The 15,967-nt window shown below is 42.1% G+C and carries 17 protein-coding genes; 4 read left to right on the top strand and 13 right to left on the bottom strand.

All coding sequences use genetic code 11. The annotated features are described in order from the left end of the window. Positions 1 to 89: 89 nt before the first annotated feature. Positions 90 to 758: an NAD(P)H-dependent oxidoreductase gene (locus NSQ54_04030; protein WYP28493.1), complete on the top strand. Its 669-nt coding sequence runs from the start codon at positions 90 to 92 to the stop codon at positions 756 to 758. Between the two features lie 44 nt (positions 759 to 802). Here the strand turns inward: NSQ54_04030 and NSQ54_04025 are convergent, their stop codons facing one another. Then, positions 803 to 1,924 (bottom strand): NADH:flavin oxidoreductase, encoded by a 1,122-nt coding sequence (locus NSQ54_04025; GenBank protein WYP27290.1) that lies wholly within the window; start codon positions 1,922 to 1,924, stop codon positions 803 to 805. Between the two features lie 142 nt (positions 1,925 to 2,066). Then, positions 2,067 to 2,258, bottom strand: a complete 192-nt coding sequence (locus NSQ54_04020; GenBank protein ID WYP27289.1) for a hypothetical protein — start codon at positions 2,256 to 2,258, stop codon at positions 2,067 to 2,069. Between the two features lie 207 nt (positions 2,259 to 2,465). On the opposite strand from NSQ54_04020, the gene NSQ54_04015 reads away from it, so the two are divergent. After that, entirely contained in the window at positions 2,466 to 4,679 is a 2,214-nt protein-coding gene (locus NSQ54_04015) for an MMPL family transporter (GenBank protein ID WYP27288.1), read from the top strand. A 32-nt stretch (positions 4,680 to 4,711) separates the two neighbouring features. Here NSQ54_04015 and NSQ54_04010 read toward each other — a convergent pair whose 3' ends face one another. The 9 genes from NSQ54_04010 to NSQ54_03970 form a co-directional block, all read right to left on the bottom strand. Then, positions 4,712 to 5,557 carry a GNAT family N-acetyltransferase gene (locus tag NSQ54_04010; GenBank protein ID WYP27287.1) on the bottom strand — a complete coding sequence of 282 codons (846 nt, stop codon included), beginning with the start codon at positions 5,555 to 5,557 and terminating at the stop codon, positions 4,712 to 4,714. Between the two features lie 11 nt (positions 5,558 to 5,568). Beyond that, positions 5,569 to 6,540, bottom strand: a complete 972-nt coding sequence (locus NSQ54_04005) for a GNAT family protein (protein WYP27286.1) — start codon at positions 6,538 to 6,540, stop codon at positions 5,569 to 5,571. A gap of 3 nt (positions 6,541 to 6,543) precedes the next feature. Beyond that, positions 6,544 to 6,963, bottom strand: coding sequence for a GNAT family N-acetyltransferase (locus NSQ54_04000; protein ID WYP27285.1), 420 nt, complete (start codon positions 6,961 to 6,963; stop codon positions 6,544 to 6,546). Continuing rightward, positions 6,960 to 7,355 (bottom strand): HIT family protein, encoded by a 396-nt coding sequence (locus NSQ54_03995; protein ID WYP28492.1) that lies wholly within the window; start codon positions 7,353 to 7,355, stop codon positions 6,960 to 6,962. The genes NSQ54_04000 and NSQ54_03995 overlap by 4 nt, the downstream gene beginning before the upstream one ends. A 107-nt stretch (positions 7,356 to 7,462) precedes the next feature. Continuing rightward, complete coding sequence (locus tag NSQ54_03990; protein WYP27284.1) at positions 7,463 to 7,966, bottom strand: GNAT family N-acetyltransferase; 504 nt, start codon at positions 7,964 to 7,966, stop codon at positions 7,463 to 7,465. Between the two features lie 96 nt (positions 7,967 to 8,062). Then, positions 8,063 to 8,335 carry a hypothetical protein gene (locus NSQ54_03985; GenBank protein ID WYP27283.1) on the bottom strand — a complete coding sequence of 91 codons (273 nt, stop codon included), beginning with the start codon at positions 8,333 to 8,335 and terminating at the stop codon, positions 8,063 to 8,065. A gap of 158 nt (positions 8,336 to 8,493) precedes the next feature. Further along, entirely contained in the window at positions 8,494 to 9,366 is an 873-nt protein-coding gene (locus NSQ54_03980; protein ID WYP28491.1) for a cation diffusion facilitator family transporter, read from the bottom strand. Positions 9,367 to 9,688: 322 nt separating this feature from the next. Next, positions 9,689 to 9,868: a hypothetical protein gene (locus NSQ54_03975; GenBank protein ID WYP27282.1), complete on the bottom strand. Its 180-nt coding sequence runs from the start codon at positions 9,866 to 9,868 to the stop codon at positions 9,689 to 9,691. Between the two features lie 3 nt (positions 9,869 to 9,871). Then, positions 9,872 to 11,809: a beta-L-arabinofuranosidase domain-containing protein gene (locus NSQ54_03970; GenBank protein WYP27281.1), complete on the bottom strand. Its 1,938-nt coding sequence runs from the start codon at positions 11,807 to 11,809 to the stop codon at positions 9,872 to 9,874. A gap of 135 nt (positions 11,810 to 11,944) precedes the next feature. Between NSQ54_03970 and NSQ54_03965 the strand changes: the two genes are divergently transcribed. Beyond that, positions 11,945 to 12,871, top strand: a complete 927-nt coding sequence (locus NSQ54_03965) for an AraC family transcriptional regulator (protein WYP27280.1) — start codon at positions 11,945 to 11,947, stop codon at positions 12,869 to 12,871. Next, positions 12,864 to 13,808 (top strand): bile acid:sodium symporter, encoded by a 945-nt coding sequence (locus NSQ54_03960; GenBank protein WYP27279.1) that lies wholly within the window; start codon positions 12,864 to 12,866, stop codon positions 13,806 to 13,808. The genes NSQ54_03965 and NSQ54_03960 overlap by 8 nt, the downstream gene beginning before the upstream one ends. A 30-nt stretch (positions 13,809 to 13,838) precedes the next feature. Here the strand turns inward: NSQ54_03960 and NSQ54_03955 are convergent, their stop codons facing one another. Both NSQ54_03955 and NSQ54_03950 read right to left on the bottom strand, forming a co-directional pair. Further along, positions 13,839 to 14,246: a PaaI family thioesterase gene (locus tag NSQ54_03955; protein ID WYP27278.1), complete on the bottom strand. Its 408-nt coding sequence runs from the start codon at positions 14,244 to 14,246 to the stop codon at positions 13,839 to 13,841. Between the two features lie 20 nt (positions 14,247 to 14,266). Continuing rightward, the gene (locus NSQ54_03950; GenBank protein WYP27277.1) at positions 14,267 to 15,946 is read right to left on the bottom strand and encodes an AMP-binding protein; all 1,680 of its coding nucleotides are present in this window, start codon (positions 15,944 to 15,946) and stop codon (positions 14,267 to 14,269) included. Positions 15,947 to 15,967: the final 21 nt, after the last annotated feature.

The following is a 15,967-nucleotide window of genomic DNA, read 5'->3' as shown; positions in this document are numbered from 1 at the left end:
TCCAATAAATAGAGAGCAGATTCCTTGTCTCACATGGAAAACTTCGCTACGCTCAAGTATGAAACCTAATAGGAGAGGAATGAATGAACATGACAACATCTACTGAGAAAAAACAAGAAATTATAGATGCCTTTCACTTCAGGCATGCGACAAAATCATTTGACTCAAGCAAAAGAATATCTGATTCAGACTTTGAATTTATTTTGGAAACGGGAAGACTTTCTCCGAGTTCTGTCGGATACGAGCCTTGGAAGTTCTTAGTTGTTCAAAATCCAGATTTGCGAGCAAAACTAAAAGAAGTCTCATCTGGTGCACGTGGACAGTTAGATACCGCTAGCCACTTTGTTGTTATTCTTGCACATAAGAATGCGCGCTACGATTCAGATTATGTCTATAACATTCATAAACACGTGAAGCAGGTTCCAGAAAAGATGATTCAAGACATACTCCCACGTTATAAGGCATTTCAAGACGATGCACAGAATTTGTTTGAATCTGAACGCTCTCTTTTTGATTGGGCGAGCAAACAAACGTATATCGCTCTTGCTAATATGATGACCTCCGCTGCACAAATTGGGATTGATTCATGTCCAATTGAAGGATATCTTCCAGATGCCGTAAACAAGATTCTAGCAGACGAAGGCATTGATACGGATACATGGAACGTTTCTGTTATGGCCGCCTTCGGTTATAGAGAAACGGAACCAGCTAGAGAGAAAACAAGACAACCACTTAATGACATTGTGAAGTGGATATAACAAAAAGCCGTACACATCAAGATAATGTGTACGGCTTTTACTAATTAGTACAGTGTTTGAACGGACTCTCTCGTGTATGGAACTGCTTGTTCTAACTCATCATCCTTTAATTTTCTTGCCCATTCTGGATCGGCTAACAGTGCTCGTCCAACGGCTACTAGATCAAACTCATCGTCTGCCAGCTTCTCAACTAATTTGTTGATATTTTCTGTTACACTCGTTTCATGCGAAGTACCTTGTTCATCTCTGAAGGCATAATCGAGCCCTAATGATCCAACTGTGATTGTTGGTTTGCCTGTTAACTTTTTCGTCCAGGCAGCCAAATTTAACGAGTCTGATTCCTCTTTGAACTCCGCTTCCCAGAAGCGTCTTGTTGATGCATGGAATACATCCACACCCGCTTCGGATAATGGTTCTAGAATTTGATTAAGCTCCCGAGAGGAATGAGCTAGCTTTGCATCATAGTCTCCCAGCTTCCATTGCGAGAAGCGGAATACAATAAGGAACTCCGGGCCTACGGCTTCTCGGCATGCTTCCACCACTTCTTTGGCAAAGGTTGTCCGCTCTTTTAAGTCTCCCCCATAGCGGTCAGTTCTCTTATTCGTTTTCTCCCATAAGAATTGATCAATTAAATACCCATGTGCCCCATGAATTTCAATTCCATCAAATCCAATTGCTTTTGCATTCGAAGCAGCTTGAGCGTAAGCCTGAACAAGATCTTGAATCTCTTCTTCCGTTAACGGTTCAGTGACTTCATTCCCCTCTAGATCTAACCCAGATGGACTCACTGGTAACGCCTCTTTATTTGGATGTTCACCTTTTTTACGAGCTCCGCCAACATGCCAAATTTGAGGAATGATCATGCCACCAGCTTCATGTACTTCGTCAACAACCTTCTTCCAGCCTGCAAGAGCATCATCCCCGTAGAAACGCGGGATGTCCTGATGACTAACAGCTGACGGATGAGGAATAGCTGTCCCTTCCGTAATGATTAAACCTACGCCATTTTCTGATCGTCTTCGGTAATATGCAGCGACCTTATCATTCGGCACCCCATTTGGTGAGAAAGCTCGTGTCATCGGTGCCATCGCAATCCGATTGGGGATGATGACATTTTTTAATGACACAGGATGAAACATAGTATCTATTCCTTTTATTTGACTCATCACTCTATACCTCCAAAAAAATAATTAGTTGTCCTACTATAATCGTGAACATGAAGTTTGTCTAACAGGTTGCTCATGGTTCTATACCCTATATGAAAAACCGTATCCTCCATGGACACGGTTTGCTTGTAAAAGCTTCTATCTAGACATACTTTAAACTGACTACTGTCCAGAAGACAGTGAATATCAGGGTGATTCCAACGAGTACAGAAAGCTTAGCTGGTTTGGACCAAGACTTAAACCAACCCCATCTTTTTTGATCTTGTCTGAAATCCAACACATCTGCAAAAATAACGATCGCAACGAGTAACCCGGCAAGAATCAGTTGAACCACAACACTCACTCCTTCTTGTGGATAATTGTACCTTTAGTGTACATAAACCCCATAATTATTGCAATTATGTGGAGGGATTGTTCGTAAAAAATATAATTTGATAGATCGTACGCCTTATCAATTGATAAGTTTTTTTGATCGTGATATAACCCTATTAGACAATCGACTTATCAACTGATAAGGATTATAAATTAAAAGGAGAAAACCATGCGAAGTGCACTGACAAATATCGTACATGCAATTGTTAGTAAGAAAGGCCGATGGATTACAATCGGGGTTTGGATTTTAGCTATTATAGCGTTTCAGCTTTTACTTCCTCCATCAGGAGATTACACGGATGACACAATTGAACCGTTATCTGATGATCAGCCTTCCATGCAAGCAGCAAGCATTATGGAAGAATACTTTCCAAATAACGACGGGTTACCGGGATTAATTACATGGTACCGAGAATCTGGTTTAGAAGAAGAGGACTTAGCTGCTATTCAAGAGCTTTCACAAAGTATGACTGATAATGAAGTGGACGCCCAGGAAATGGCTATTCCTTATCAGGATTTCCCTCTCCCTGCATTGCAGGAAATGATTTCAGAGGATGGAACAACCTTTATTCAAACTATTCTCTTTAAAAGTTATGCCTCAGCTGAAGAAACAAAAGCAGGACTCACTGAAATTGAAGAAAGAGCTACAGACATTCTATCGGATAATCCGTTTAGTGCTGCACTCGATTCAGACGAACTCGTTTCACGTGCCACTGGCCCAGCTGGAATTAGCGTTGACGCGACGGAATTATTTGCGGACGCCGATGTAACCTTATTAATCGGGACCGTTTTACTCGTTCTAGTAATTCTTTTACTGATCTACCGTTCGCCTATCCTTCCGCTTATTCCGCTACTAGCCGTAGGGGCTGCATATGCAGTAGCTACTCCGATCCTCGGATGGCTAGCGAAAGAAGGAATCATATCATATGATTCACAGGGTATTGCGATTATGACTGTACTACTATTTGGAGCAGGAACGGATTATTGCTTATTCTTAATTGCTCGTTTCCGCCTATTCTTATATGAAGAAAAGAGCAAAATGAAGGCCATTCGTTTAGCATTATCCGATATGGCTGGTGTGATTGGAATCAGTGGATTAACGGTTGTAGCTGCATTAATGTCACTGCTCATTTCAAAATACGCAACCATCACAAACTTTGCTGTACCATTTGGTGTATCAATCTTTATCATGATGATTTCTTCATTAACACTCGTACCAGCACTACTCAGTGTCATCGGTCGCACAGCCTTCTTCCCATTTGTTCCTAGAACAGTAGAAATGGAAGAAAAACGTGCGAAACAGAAGAACAAAAAAGTGAAAAAACACAAGCAATCAACATTCTGGCATCGAGTTGGTGAGTTTGCTGCATTTAAACCGATTCGAACAATGATTGTGACGATGGTTCTTTTACTCGGTAGCTCATTATTCATCATTCAGATCGATTTTTCATATGACACATTGTCTTCATTCCCTGAAGATACACCGTCTCGTGAAGGCTTCTCCATTATCAGTGAAGGATTTGGGTCAGGAGACTTAGCACCTGTTAAAGTTGTTTTTGATACAGCAGAAGAAGATATTGATCTAACAGAAGATCTGGCAAATCTAAATGGTGTAGCAAAAGTTGAAGAGCCTGAAGTAAGTGAAGTAAATGAAAATATTGTGATGTACCAGTTGGAATTAGATCAAAATCCATATAGCAATGAGGCGATGGATGATCTAGAATCCATTCAAGCAGGTGTAGCAAATATAAAAGATGACTATGAACTAAATGATGTGTGGGTTGCTGGTCAAACAGCTGAGCAAATCGATCAACGCTCAGTGATTGAAAATGACCAAACAAACATCATCATCCTAGTTGTTGTGGTGGTATCTATCTTACTTCTCATCTACCTACGTTCCATTACAGCAATGATTTATCTTGTTGGAACGGTATTAATTTCCTTCACAAGTGCATTAGGTTTAGGTTGGGCCATTCTTCATTATGGCTTCGATGTCCCATCGATCTCAGCCTTGATCCCAATCTACGCCTTTGTATTTATCGCAGCACTTGGTGAAGACTACAACATCCTCATGATCTCAAATATTTGGGAGAAAAAGCGTGGTCGTCCACTCAAAGCGGCTATCACAGAAGGTGTCGGTCAAAGTGGTGGAGTCATCACCTCAGCAGGGATTATCCTTGCAGGAACCTTTGCTGTCCTTGTTACGCTTCCTATTCAAGTGCTCGTACAATTTGGTTTAATTACAGCGATTGGTGTTTTACTTGATACCTTTATTGTAAGACCATTACTTGTACCAGCAATCACAAGTCTGCTTGGAAAATGGGCATTCTGGCCATCTAAGCAAATGGAAGAAAAGTCAGAGTCAGTGGAAACAGAGAAATAAAACGTTTTAACAAGTGAGGCGGATGATCCGCCTCACTTGTTTTTTGTTTCATCACGAAACGTGCCTTGGTGAAAATACAACTGCCACCTTCCGTCTATATGCTTCCAAACAGAGCTGCGTAATGTCCACTGATCTTTTGTACGATTTTGAATATGATAAGTCGTTAACACCACATCATCAGTTGCTAGATTACATTTGAAGTGATGCATGACCAGACGATCTTGGCTTACACTTTCTTCAAGACATTTTTTCTTTCCAAAAGATCTTCCCGAACTGCCAAATTCAACAAACGCATCAGCTAATATCATACTGAGTTTCTCTGGAGATTTTCGGACGTCTGGTTGTAAATGACTTTCTTCAAGTTCTCGAAACTGCTGAATCTTTTCTCCTTCTTCAAGCTGAACAACCATGGTTAAAGACGTTCCTTCCATCGCCACTTGAACAAACCCTAAACTTGCATAAAGCTCTACAGCAGCTTGATTGTCGGGATCTACACTTAACGAAAGTGCCTTAAACTGATCGTCTCTAGCCTGCTTCATGATTTGAACCATTAGCGCTCTACCAACGCCTTTTCCACGCGCTCCTTTCGTTAAAGCAATACCAAGCTCTGGAGTCTGCTCGTCCACATAGCCATACCCAGCTTCATCCCCTTGTAGTAATCGAAACCAGACTGCTCCTAGCTTTTTTTCCTCTTTACTTACAGCGACTAAAGCACAGTCACCTGGTTTTCCCCAGTTTGTATGGTACTTAAGTAGATTCTGAGAATTTAGAAGCTCCTCAAGTGGTGGCTTCTTTGATTCCTCAATGAAGATTGATTCGTAAAACATTTCTTTTAAAAAGTAATGTTCGGATGAATGGAGTGGGCGAATTGCGTACATGTGATGCCTCCTTATGAGTTAAAATCGCGTGCGAGTAAACTGTAAATAAGCGAGTCTCTCCAGCCGTCTGCAAGAAGTAGATCTTCTCGCAACCTTCCTTCCCATACCATCTCCACTTTCTGCATTACTCGTTCTGACCCTTTGTTCCGTGGGTCACATTTGGCATAGATTCGGTTGAGGTTCAGTTGGGAGAATCCGAAGGTAAGCATCAGCCTTACTGCTTCCGATGCGTATCCGCTTCCCCAATAATTGGGATGAATAATATAGGATAGCTCTGCAGCTTGGTGTTGAGTATCTCTTATAGTTAATTCAACAGAGCCTATCAGTATATTGGTCTCTTTTTCAATGATGGCAAAAGCGAACTGAGATCTAGGCTCTAGTAACGATATCCTTATTCTTTCAGCTAAAAAAAGTTGCGAGTCGACCTCGCTTTGAGGGTTCCAGACTTGATACCTGCTCACTTCAGGACGTTTCGCATAGGCGTGAATTGACTCCCAATCAGAGTAGGAGAGTTCACGTAAAGTTAGGCGCGAAGACTTTAGGGTTTTCATCATTCTTCTATTAGATAAATCTTCATCCGTAAATTGAGACGTATAGACATCGAGTTCAGGAGAAGCAAACCAATCATTTTCTTGCTTTTCCTTTGTCGCTTTAATGGTATGAATTACACTATTCTCAGACAGATAGATGTTATGAGGAACCATTGGACTGACAGTAATTCCTTCCCCTTCTTCTAATATGGTTAGGTGAAATGTATTTGTAGAAGAACATTCAGCATAAGCAATCCATCCACTTTGTACTACGTACCATTCTGTAACCCCTTTATGGTAATGACTGTTTTGCCATCCAGGGTCAGTAGCTTCTGTACGGCAATAGGAACTTCCGTCTACATGGTTCAGTCTAAATCGATGCTCGCCATTCTCCATCCTCTCATGGTTGGTTTCCACCCCGAATGCCTTTGCTTCGTGATCTGATAGCTTCACGTGCTACACCTTCTTTATAAAAACTTTTTGATTCCGAACATGCTCATAACCGAGGTTTAAGTAAAACGTGTGGGCCTCTGCTCGTTGTTCACCAGAACGCAGCCTCACCTCATCTATCTTATTTGCTTTAGCCCATTCTTCACATGCTTGTATGAGCTTAAACCCTACTCCTGATCTCCTATTGTTTTTCTGAACAACGATCCCACCAATTTCGGCATACTCGAGTTCAATTAAACGCTTTATGTAAATATGTGCCCAGCCTGAGAGTTCGTTTTTATTTTCAAATACAAATAACGCATGATCAGTTGAATGGAGAAGGTGAGTGAGTCTTTCTTTGGCAGTCTCTAGACCAATGTTATAGTCTAATTGCAAAGTTAGCTGGGCAATGGATGGAGCGTCATCTAATGTGGCAAGTCGAATCATAGCTTCCCTCCCTGATTTTTAAACAAATAGCGTATTCCTTTTCCAGCCATTGGCTCATAGATGTACCGAGGCAACACATGAAGATGTGCATGAAAGAGATGCTGCCCTGCTACCTTTCCACAGTTCCATCCAATGTTGTATCCATCCGGTTTGACCGTTTCATCTAGCCAATCTTTAACCAATATGAGAAGAGAGAAGGTATCGTTCCATTCCTCATTTGTTAAGTCAAACGTGTTGTTTCGATGCTGCTTCGGCACAATGACACCCGCTCCATTCAAAGCTGCACCTTCCTTTTGAGCAGAACACAATTGCAAAAACAGACATGTCTCATTACTCATCACAACCCGTTGATCCCTATCAAGCTCTGGATAACAAAACACACAATCATCCACCACGGGCAATCCCCCTTCATTTCACTCCTTATCCCTTCTACATTCCATCTGATTTCTCCTATTAAAAAACAAAAACAACCCACCATTGGTGAGTTGAAAGAGTGATTCTATATGAGTTTATAATATAAATTGGTTGCTTCAAGCTCGCCTTTTTCATTACTCGCAAAGTCAGGAATCGTTCCTGCTACCTCATAGCCCAAGCTGATATAAAGTTTATTTGAAGGATCTCCTTCTCTTGTATCTAAAACCAGTAAACTTCTATTGTGTTGTTTCGCAACGTTTTCTAGTTCAATCATTAATTTTTTTGCCGCTCCTAGTCGTCTAGCACCCGGGTGGACCATAAGCTTGCAGACTTCTGCGCGATGGCTTCCATTTGATTTACTGATTAGTTCAAGACTGACGGTGCCAATAAGGCGTTGCTCCTTGAATGCCCCTAATGTAACTCGATATTCGTTCGGGTGATAATCGTTCCAAAATGCTCGTGCCTCTTCCTCATGCATTGGCAAATGAAAACCAATCGAAGCTCCTTGATTAACTGTCTCTATGAGTAGGGAGCAAAGCTCAGATTTATAAGGTTGAATCGTATCTAATTGTTTAATTCGTACACTCATCATGCACCTCCATCCTTAGTTTACTGGTTTTCGTTTCTTCCTTACATTGCTGTGTGAGTTTTCCTCACAAAAAAAAGACCTTTTTAAAAGGCCTTTCTAAAACTTCTGCTCGTTTTTAGGAATATGATCATCCAAGTGCTTGGTTTCGTTTTTTTGTTTCTTTATATAGAAAAACGACCAATAGAAGGAAGCAACCACACCAGGTAGCACGGTAACTAAGAAGGTTGTTCCTACTGATAGATCGGCTATTAAACCGTCTGGCCAAATCGATTCGATCAAGAATAATACACCGGAGCCAATGAGTCCCGTAATTGCCCCTCCACCAATCGCAAAGAGAATGGTAATCCATATTTTTTTCCCTGTGTTCATTTTTTATCATCCTTCATTTCTGACTTGTCTGAAGTTGCATCAGCATGTCTCTCATTTATATGAATATAAAGTACTGTTCCCACTTGAGCGAAAAGAGAAACCCTTCTAGATAAAATTACACAATGCAAAAAGACCAGATGTAGGATCTGGTCTTAACTCTACTTATTTTCACGTTCGTGTTCAGGCTCCGGATGAATGAATACTTCAGAATGAGGAAACTCTTCTTCAATCTTTCCTTCCATCCGGTCACAAAGATCATGAACATCCCCCATGTTCGCATCAGATGGTACGACCAAATGAAAATCAATGTATTCCTGTGGTCCAGAGCGTCTTGTTCTAAAATTGTGAACTTCTAAGTACTCATCTTTAAAGCTTTCAATTATTTTAAGTACGGCAGATTCCTCGCTCTCAGTTAAGCGTGAATCAATAAGTGGCGGAAAGGTTTCTTTCATTAACTTAAAAGCCTCAATCATTATATAAACAGCGAGAACCATCCCAATAATCGAATCAAGAATATACCAACCAGTTAATGTAACTAAGAGTAAACTGACGGCAACCCCAAGAGAGGTGTACACATCAGTGAGTAAATGCAGCGCGTTTGATTTCATCGCAACCGAATGGACCCGATCTGCTTCCTTCCGAACAATCTTTGAGACAATAAAGTTTATTGTCGCACCAATCACCATTACAAGTACCCCAAGCAAAGGAAGCTGCAGTGGCTCTGGATGAATGATCTTATGAACACATTCATAAATAATCCAAATCCCTGCAACAAAGATCAAGATCGTCTCAATCGTACCAGACAGATTCTCAACCTTTCCATGTCCATAAGGATGCACAGAATCTGCAGGCTTCTTTGAAATACGGACGGAAAAAAAGGCAATTAACGATGCCATTAAATCAAGAGATGAATGAATCGCCTCCGAAAGCACGGCCACCGATCCCGTGATCAAACCAACTACAATCTTCAATGCCACAACAAATGTATTACTCATCACCGATAAAAACGCTATTCTACTGGTCCTCAAGATCTCACCCTCTTTACATGCTGTCACATACCTCCTTATAGTCTATCCGACAGAATCTCATCTAATTCCTTTATAAGTGATTAGTGCAGTTCGTTTGTGTCTTTGTTGATTCTTTTTTCTAATTGATGATTCTCTCCTCTCTTTGTTGATTCTTTCCTCTCTTTGTTGATTCCAGCTCCTCTTCGTCGATTTTTTCCTCTCTTTGTTGATTCCAGCTCCTCTTCGTCGATTTTTTCCTCTCTTTGTTGATTTCAGCTCCTCTTCGTCGATTTTTTCCTCTCTTTGTTGATTTCAGCTCCTCTTTGTTGATTCTTTCTTCTCTTTGTTAATTCCAGCTGCTCTTTGTTGATTCTTTCTTCTCTTTGTTGATTCCAACTGCTCTCTGTTGATTCTTTCCTCTCTTCGTTGATTCCCAGCGCATCATCGTCGATTCCCGCACCATCATTACCCCTGCGGTAACAAATAAAAGCCGCCTCCACACTGGAGACAGCTCTTCAATCCACATTCATTACTCCCCACTCCGAACCCAAACCATCATCTCACCCTCACCGCGGTTCGCCCACGCATAATAAGGAATCGCGGTAAATGTCGTTTCACTTTTCTTTAGTTTCGAACGCTTCATATATAGCGCCTGACCCGCATCACTCGCGACCTCAGTTCGCTTCGCCTTCCCACTTAGAACCATGATTCCATTCAAAAGTTCTTCTTCAAAATGCTCTTCAATCAACCCATCGCCATCAATCTCAAGACTTGATAAGTTCGCACCGTTGTCCGCTTGCTCTAAACAATACACCACTGGACCGCGTTGCAGCGCAACCTTTCCAGCGTTTGCCAATGCATCAAGATGCGCCATCATACGCTCAATTTCCATTGGGATGTCGAGGTCTACCTCATCCCCTTGATTCCACAAGCGAGTGATATACGCGTATCCTTTATCCACTTGAGTATTCGCTTCTTCCCCATTTACCTTAATTGAAAAGGACCTGGCCCATCCCGGTACTCTGAAAGCAAGTGTTCCTTCAACACTTCGTTCTGGATTCACAGTGAAATGAACATCCCCACTCCACGGGAAATTTGAGTTCTGAGCTACCTCTAACTTAGTTCCACTTAATGTAAATGTTGTTTCGCTTCCGATGTACAGGTGGACAAATCCGATGTGATCGCGAACGGAATACACATACGATCCGATTGATGCAATTAAGCGAGCAATGTTTGGTGGACAGCAGGCGCATCCAAACCAAGGCTGTCGTTCTGCTTTAACATGCTTATAGTCATGCCGATGATTTGCTTGCTTCGGCCAAACCTCAAGTGGATTAACATAAAAGAATTTAGTCCCATCAAGTTGAATGCCACTAATGGTACCGTTATAGATAGCCCGTTCAATGACATCTCCGTACACACCATCAGGCTCAAGTGCAAGCATCTTCTTCGCCCAAAAAACGAGACCAATCGAGGCACATGTTTCCGTATAGGCGAGGTCATTCGGCAGGTCATAATCAAAACTAAATGCTTCGCCAAATTCAGCTGAACCAATACCTGCTGTGAGATACATTTGTTTTTGTGTGACATTCTCCCACAGCATTTTGCACGTTTTCTTCAGGCTGTCATCATCTAGCTCATTTGCTAAATCAGCCATCGCCGTGTACATGTAGACCGCACGAACCGCATGCCCCGTCGCTGTTTCCTGCTCTCGCACGGGTAGGTGAGACTGTGAATAACTGTAGCTGTCATGGAACCAGCGATGTGGTTTGTCTCCACGCTTCTCGGCTTCAAGATTAAAGTAATGTGGCTGTTCCCCGCGAATATCAATAAAGAACTGCGCAAGCTTTAAATACCTCGTTTCTTCAGTCACACGGTATAACTTAATTAACGCGAGCTCCATTTCCTGGTGGCCGTCATACCCACGGATCTGGTCTTCTCCATAGCCAAAAACTGTATCAACGTAATCGACAAAACGACACATGATATCCAGTAGCTTCTTCTTACCTGTTGCCTCGTAATAGGCAACAGCCGCTTCGATGAAATGCCCCCCTACATACAATTCATGATTATCTCGCAAATTTGTCCAGCGTTTCCCTGGTTCTTTTACGGTGTAATACGTATTAAGATAGCCATCAGGCTGTTGCGCTCTTCCAATCAAATCAATGACTTCATCGCATGTCTTCTCAAGCTCTAGATCACGCTCCGTCTCTAGAGAATAGGCAACTGCTTCGATCCACTTTGCAATATCACTATCCTGAAAAACAAACCCATGAAACTCTCCTTCTTCTTCGCCTGCTGCAATTCTGAAATTCTTTATCGCGTGACTCGGCGCAGCACCCTCTATTTGATCGTTTAGTGCCTGCCACTGATAGGGAATGACCTTTTCCCGTACCAATGATTGATACCTTCCCCAAAATGAATCGGTAAGCTTAACCTGCTGCTTTGATTGAACTGTCATAATCATCCTCCTTTTATGTAATCGCTTACAATAGACTTTACCAAATCTTTTCTTCCTTGTCGGTAGCACATCATATACAATAGGTGGACTTTTTCACATATTTTTTATACGCTCAAAGAAATAAGTGATTGGGGAGATTTGATGACTGCGCATTATTTAACGATTCAAGCAACGAAACCTGTTCAATTTGCGTCATGTGGACGAGTGGAAACCTCTCAGCCCTTTCGTCATCCAACACGAACACTCGACAGCTATGTCCTTTTAATTGGACTTCAAGGGACACTTGAGATCCAACAAGAAAACCAAGTTTATGTGCTAACAAAGGGAACTACGCTTCTATTAAAAAAAGGCATCCAGCACATCGGGTTTTCTCATAGTCTTTCGCCTCTTTCCTACTACTGGTTTCACTTTTATTTAGATGATAATCTTGCTAGCTACAGTTCAATTGAGCATATGAAGGAGCAGCTGGCAAGTATGATTCAAGAGCCTACGAGTCAGGCGTTTAGTCCAACGATCTATATTCCTACCTACTCGAAACCGCCGAGTATTGAACGGCTTAACATTCTATTTAATCAACTGTTAGATCTTTCTCAAGCTGGAGCGCATGCATATCTTGCCTCAAGCTACCTCATGACATCGTTACTCATAGAGTTGTCTAATCAGACGATTGACTCTCACAAGCAAAAGAAGCGTCCACTTGATCATGAACTTGCACATATCATCGAATGGATTCGTGTAAATGATGATAAAGAGCAATCAGTCCAAGGAATTTCCGAGCACTTTCATTACAATCCTAATTATTTATCAAGACAGTTTAAAACAAAGATTGGGATGTCGTTACAACGTTATATTAATCTTGTTAAAATAACAAAAGCAAAAGACCTTCTCTCAAGTACGAGGAAAAGTATACGAGAGATCTCCCTATCCATAGGGATTGAAGATGAAAAATACTTCATGCGATTATTTAAAAAAACCGAGGGCATGACGCCATCGGAATTCAGAAAAGCATTTTACCGCATTCGGTTAACAGAGCTAGATCACGCGTTGGAGGACAAGCATCTTGAGTAAATTGGAGAAGTTCCAAACTATTTTTATCATCGTATCCATCATACTCGGCCTGAGCTTTGGACAGGTATCTGTTATCGCTCAACATTCCGGGGCATTCATTCTTCCTTTTTTACTTCTGATGCTTTATGGATTGTTTTTAACGATTCCTTTTCATGAATTAAAAAGGGCTTTTGGCCATCTTCCTTTTTTGGGGACAAGTTTGGGGATGAACTTCATCTGGACACCAATCCTTGCCTGGGGATTGGGCTATCTTTTTTTATCAGACCATCCTGCTCTGTGGATTGGATTCATCATGCTAATGGTTACACCATGTACAGATTGGTATTTGATCTTTACATCGATTGCCAAAGGGAATGTGACTCTGGCAGCTTCGGTTCTACCTGTTAACCTCATTCTACAAGTCTTGTTATTGCCTATGTACTTGTTGATTTTTGCAGGAACAGAAGGAGCCATCTCCCTTTCAACGATTCTTGAAAGTGTTCTGCTTGTTTTTATCTTGCCTTTTACATTAGCTCAGCTCACTCGTTTTCTGTTTAAACATCGACAAGGGATCGTTGAAAAACGAATCGTTCCTTTTTTCTCTTCTTCACAGCTGTTGTGGTTATGCTTAGCAATCGTTGCGATGTTTGCATCTCAAGGAACGTATTTGTGGACAAACTTGGATGTCTTATCCCTTTTATTTATCCCTATTCTCCTCTACTTTTTAATAAATGCCATTCTTGCCCAATATGTTGCGAGGCAGATGAAAATGAGTCAAAAGGATACGGTAAGTCTGCTCTTTACTACTCTTGCTCGCAACTCTCCCGTTGCGCTTGCTGTTGCGATTACGGCCTTTCCGGATCAACCAGTGATTGCTCTTGCCCTTGTCATTGGTCCACTTATCGAACTGCCTGTTTTAGCTCTAGTCGCCCAGCTTTTACTTCGAATCAAAAAATAGGAGCACCCATGTCCCAGTGCTCCTAATCCCTTAACTTTTTCTGAAGGTTGCCGTAGCCAATGCACACAGTTCGCCCGATTCATTTAGTAGCTTTCCTTCCGTTGTCATCATTGACCTTGATTCATGAACAATCTCAGCTTCCACACGCACCCTCTCTTCTTTTGCTTGGGCTAGATAATGAATATTTAAATTAGTGGTCACCATCTTAGCATCTGAGTGAGCCGCCATAACGAGGATTCCCATCGCACTATCAAGCATCGTCGCATGAACACCCCCGTGAAGAATCCCGATTAAATTTAAATGATGCGGCTCCACGTTGAGTTCAACAATGACGCGTTGCTCGCCAAGTTCAATCATCTCACAGCCCACATATCCCCAAAACGTCTTCTCGGCAAGTGATGTGGCTTTTTCTAGAAAAGCTTCTGATGCGCGAGACATGGCTCTCCACTCCTTTCCCTTTACGCGTTTTGCTGCTTGTTTTGCTCTTCTTCTACTACTTTACGACGCAACGTTTTTCCGATTAACGTCTTAGGTAAAGACTCCCGTACTTCGTAGCTTCGCGGAACCTTAAAGGCTGCGAGCCTCTCACGGCAAAACCGGTCGAGCTCCTCTTCATCCACCTTGGCACCATCCTTTAAGACGAGAAATGCCTTCACCGTCTCCCCACGGTATTCATCAGGAATACCTGCTACCACAGCGTCCATCACGGCCGGATGCTCAAACAAAACCTCTTCAACCTCTCGAGGATAAATATTAAATCCGCCTGCAATGATGATGTCTTTCTTGCGATCCATGATATAGAAGAAACCATCCTCATCATATTGAGCCATATCTCCTGTATAAAGCCAGCCATCCTTGAGCGTTCGTGCCGTTTCTTCCTCTGCATTCCAGTAGCCTTTCATCACCTGGGGACCTTTTACAATGAGTTCTCCAATTTCACCAACATCCATTTCTTCACCCGTATCTGATTGGACAACTTTTGCCTCTGTATCAGGAAATGGAATTCCAATTGAGCCAAGCTTCCGTTTATCCCATATATTATTCGCATGTGTCACAGGGGACGTCTCTGTTAATCCGTACCCTTCCGTCAGCTTCCCACCTGTAATGACTTCAAATTGCTCCTGTACCTCACCAGGTAATGGCGCTGCCCCACTAATGCAAATATTAATTGAAGACAAATCATATTGACGAAGCGAAGGATGATGAAGCAAGGCAATATACATCGTAGGCGCACCTGGAAAAACTGTTGGCTTCTTCTTCTGGATCACTTTTAAAGTAGCTTCCGCATCAAATTTTGGTAAGAGCACAATCATCCCAGCTTGTAGCATAGCCAGATTCATCAGCACGGTCATACCGAATACGTGAAAAAAAGGTAAAGCCGCTAGATACCGTTCCTCGCCTTCCTTTGTTTGATACGACCAGGCCTTCGTTTGATGAGTATTGGCAATCAAATTGTAGTGGGTTAACATGACTCCTTTTGATACTCCCGTTGTACCACCGGTGTATTGAAGTAAGGCTAAGTCTTTCTCTGGGTCCACTTCAACGAGAACCGGTGAGCTTGTCGATTTGGCCAGTAGCTCCTTAAATGAATGTTTGGAGTCTGAATAATCCACTTTCATAGTTAAGCCATCCTTCTTGAGTGTAAGCGGATACAGTAAGTTCTTTGGAAAAGGCAGGTAATCTTTGATCGAAGTGAAGATCGTGTGTTTCACACTTGTTTTCCCTATCACATTCCCTGCGCGCCTTCCTAAGATATCTAACGTAATTAGGAATGTTGAGCCAGAATCATTTAACTGATGCTCCATTTCCCTCTCCGTATATAACGGATTCGTTTGGACAACGATGGCGCCGGTGAGCAGGGAACCATAGTAGGCAATGACTGCTTGTGGACAGTTGGGTAGCATAATCGCTACCCGGTCCCCCTTTTTTACGCCGAGCGACTGTAACCCATTGGCCAGCCGATACGTAGCATCTAATAATTCCTTATACTTAACCGTTTTCCCGAGAAAAAACAACGCATCACTCTCTGGATACTTTCTGGCGCTATCGAGCAAAAAGTGAGCCAAATGCTGCTTTGGATACTCATACGTTGGTTGAACTTGTTTTGGATAGTGGGTTAACCAAATTCTGTCCTGCATGATCAACACCCCTTTTTGGTG

The organism is Alkalihalobacillus sp. FSL W8-0930 (genome assembly GCA_037965595.1).
Classification (GTDB): Bacteria; Bacillota; Bacilli; order Bacillales; family Bacillaceae_D; genus Alkalicoccobacillus.
The sequence above is the reverse complement of the archived record's forward strand: the minus strand, read 5'-3'. Positions and strand labels throughout refer to the sequence as shown.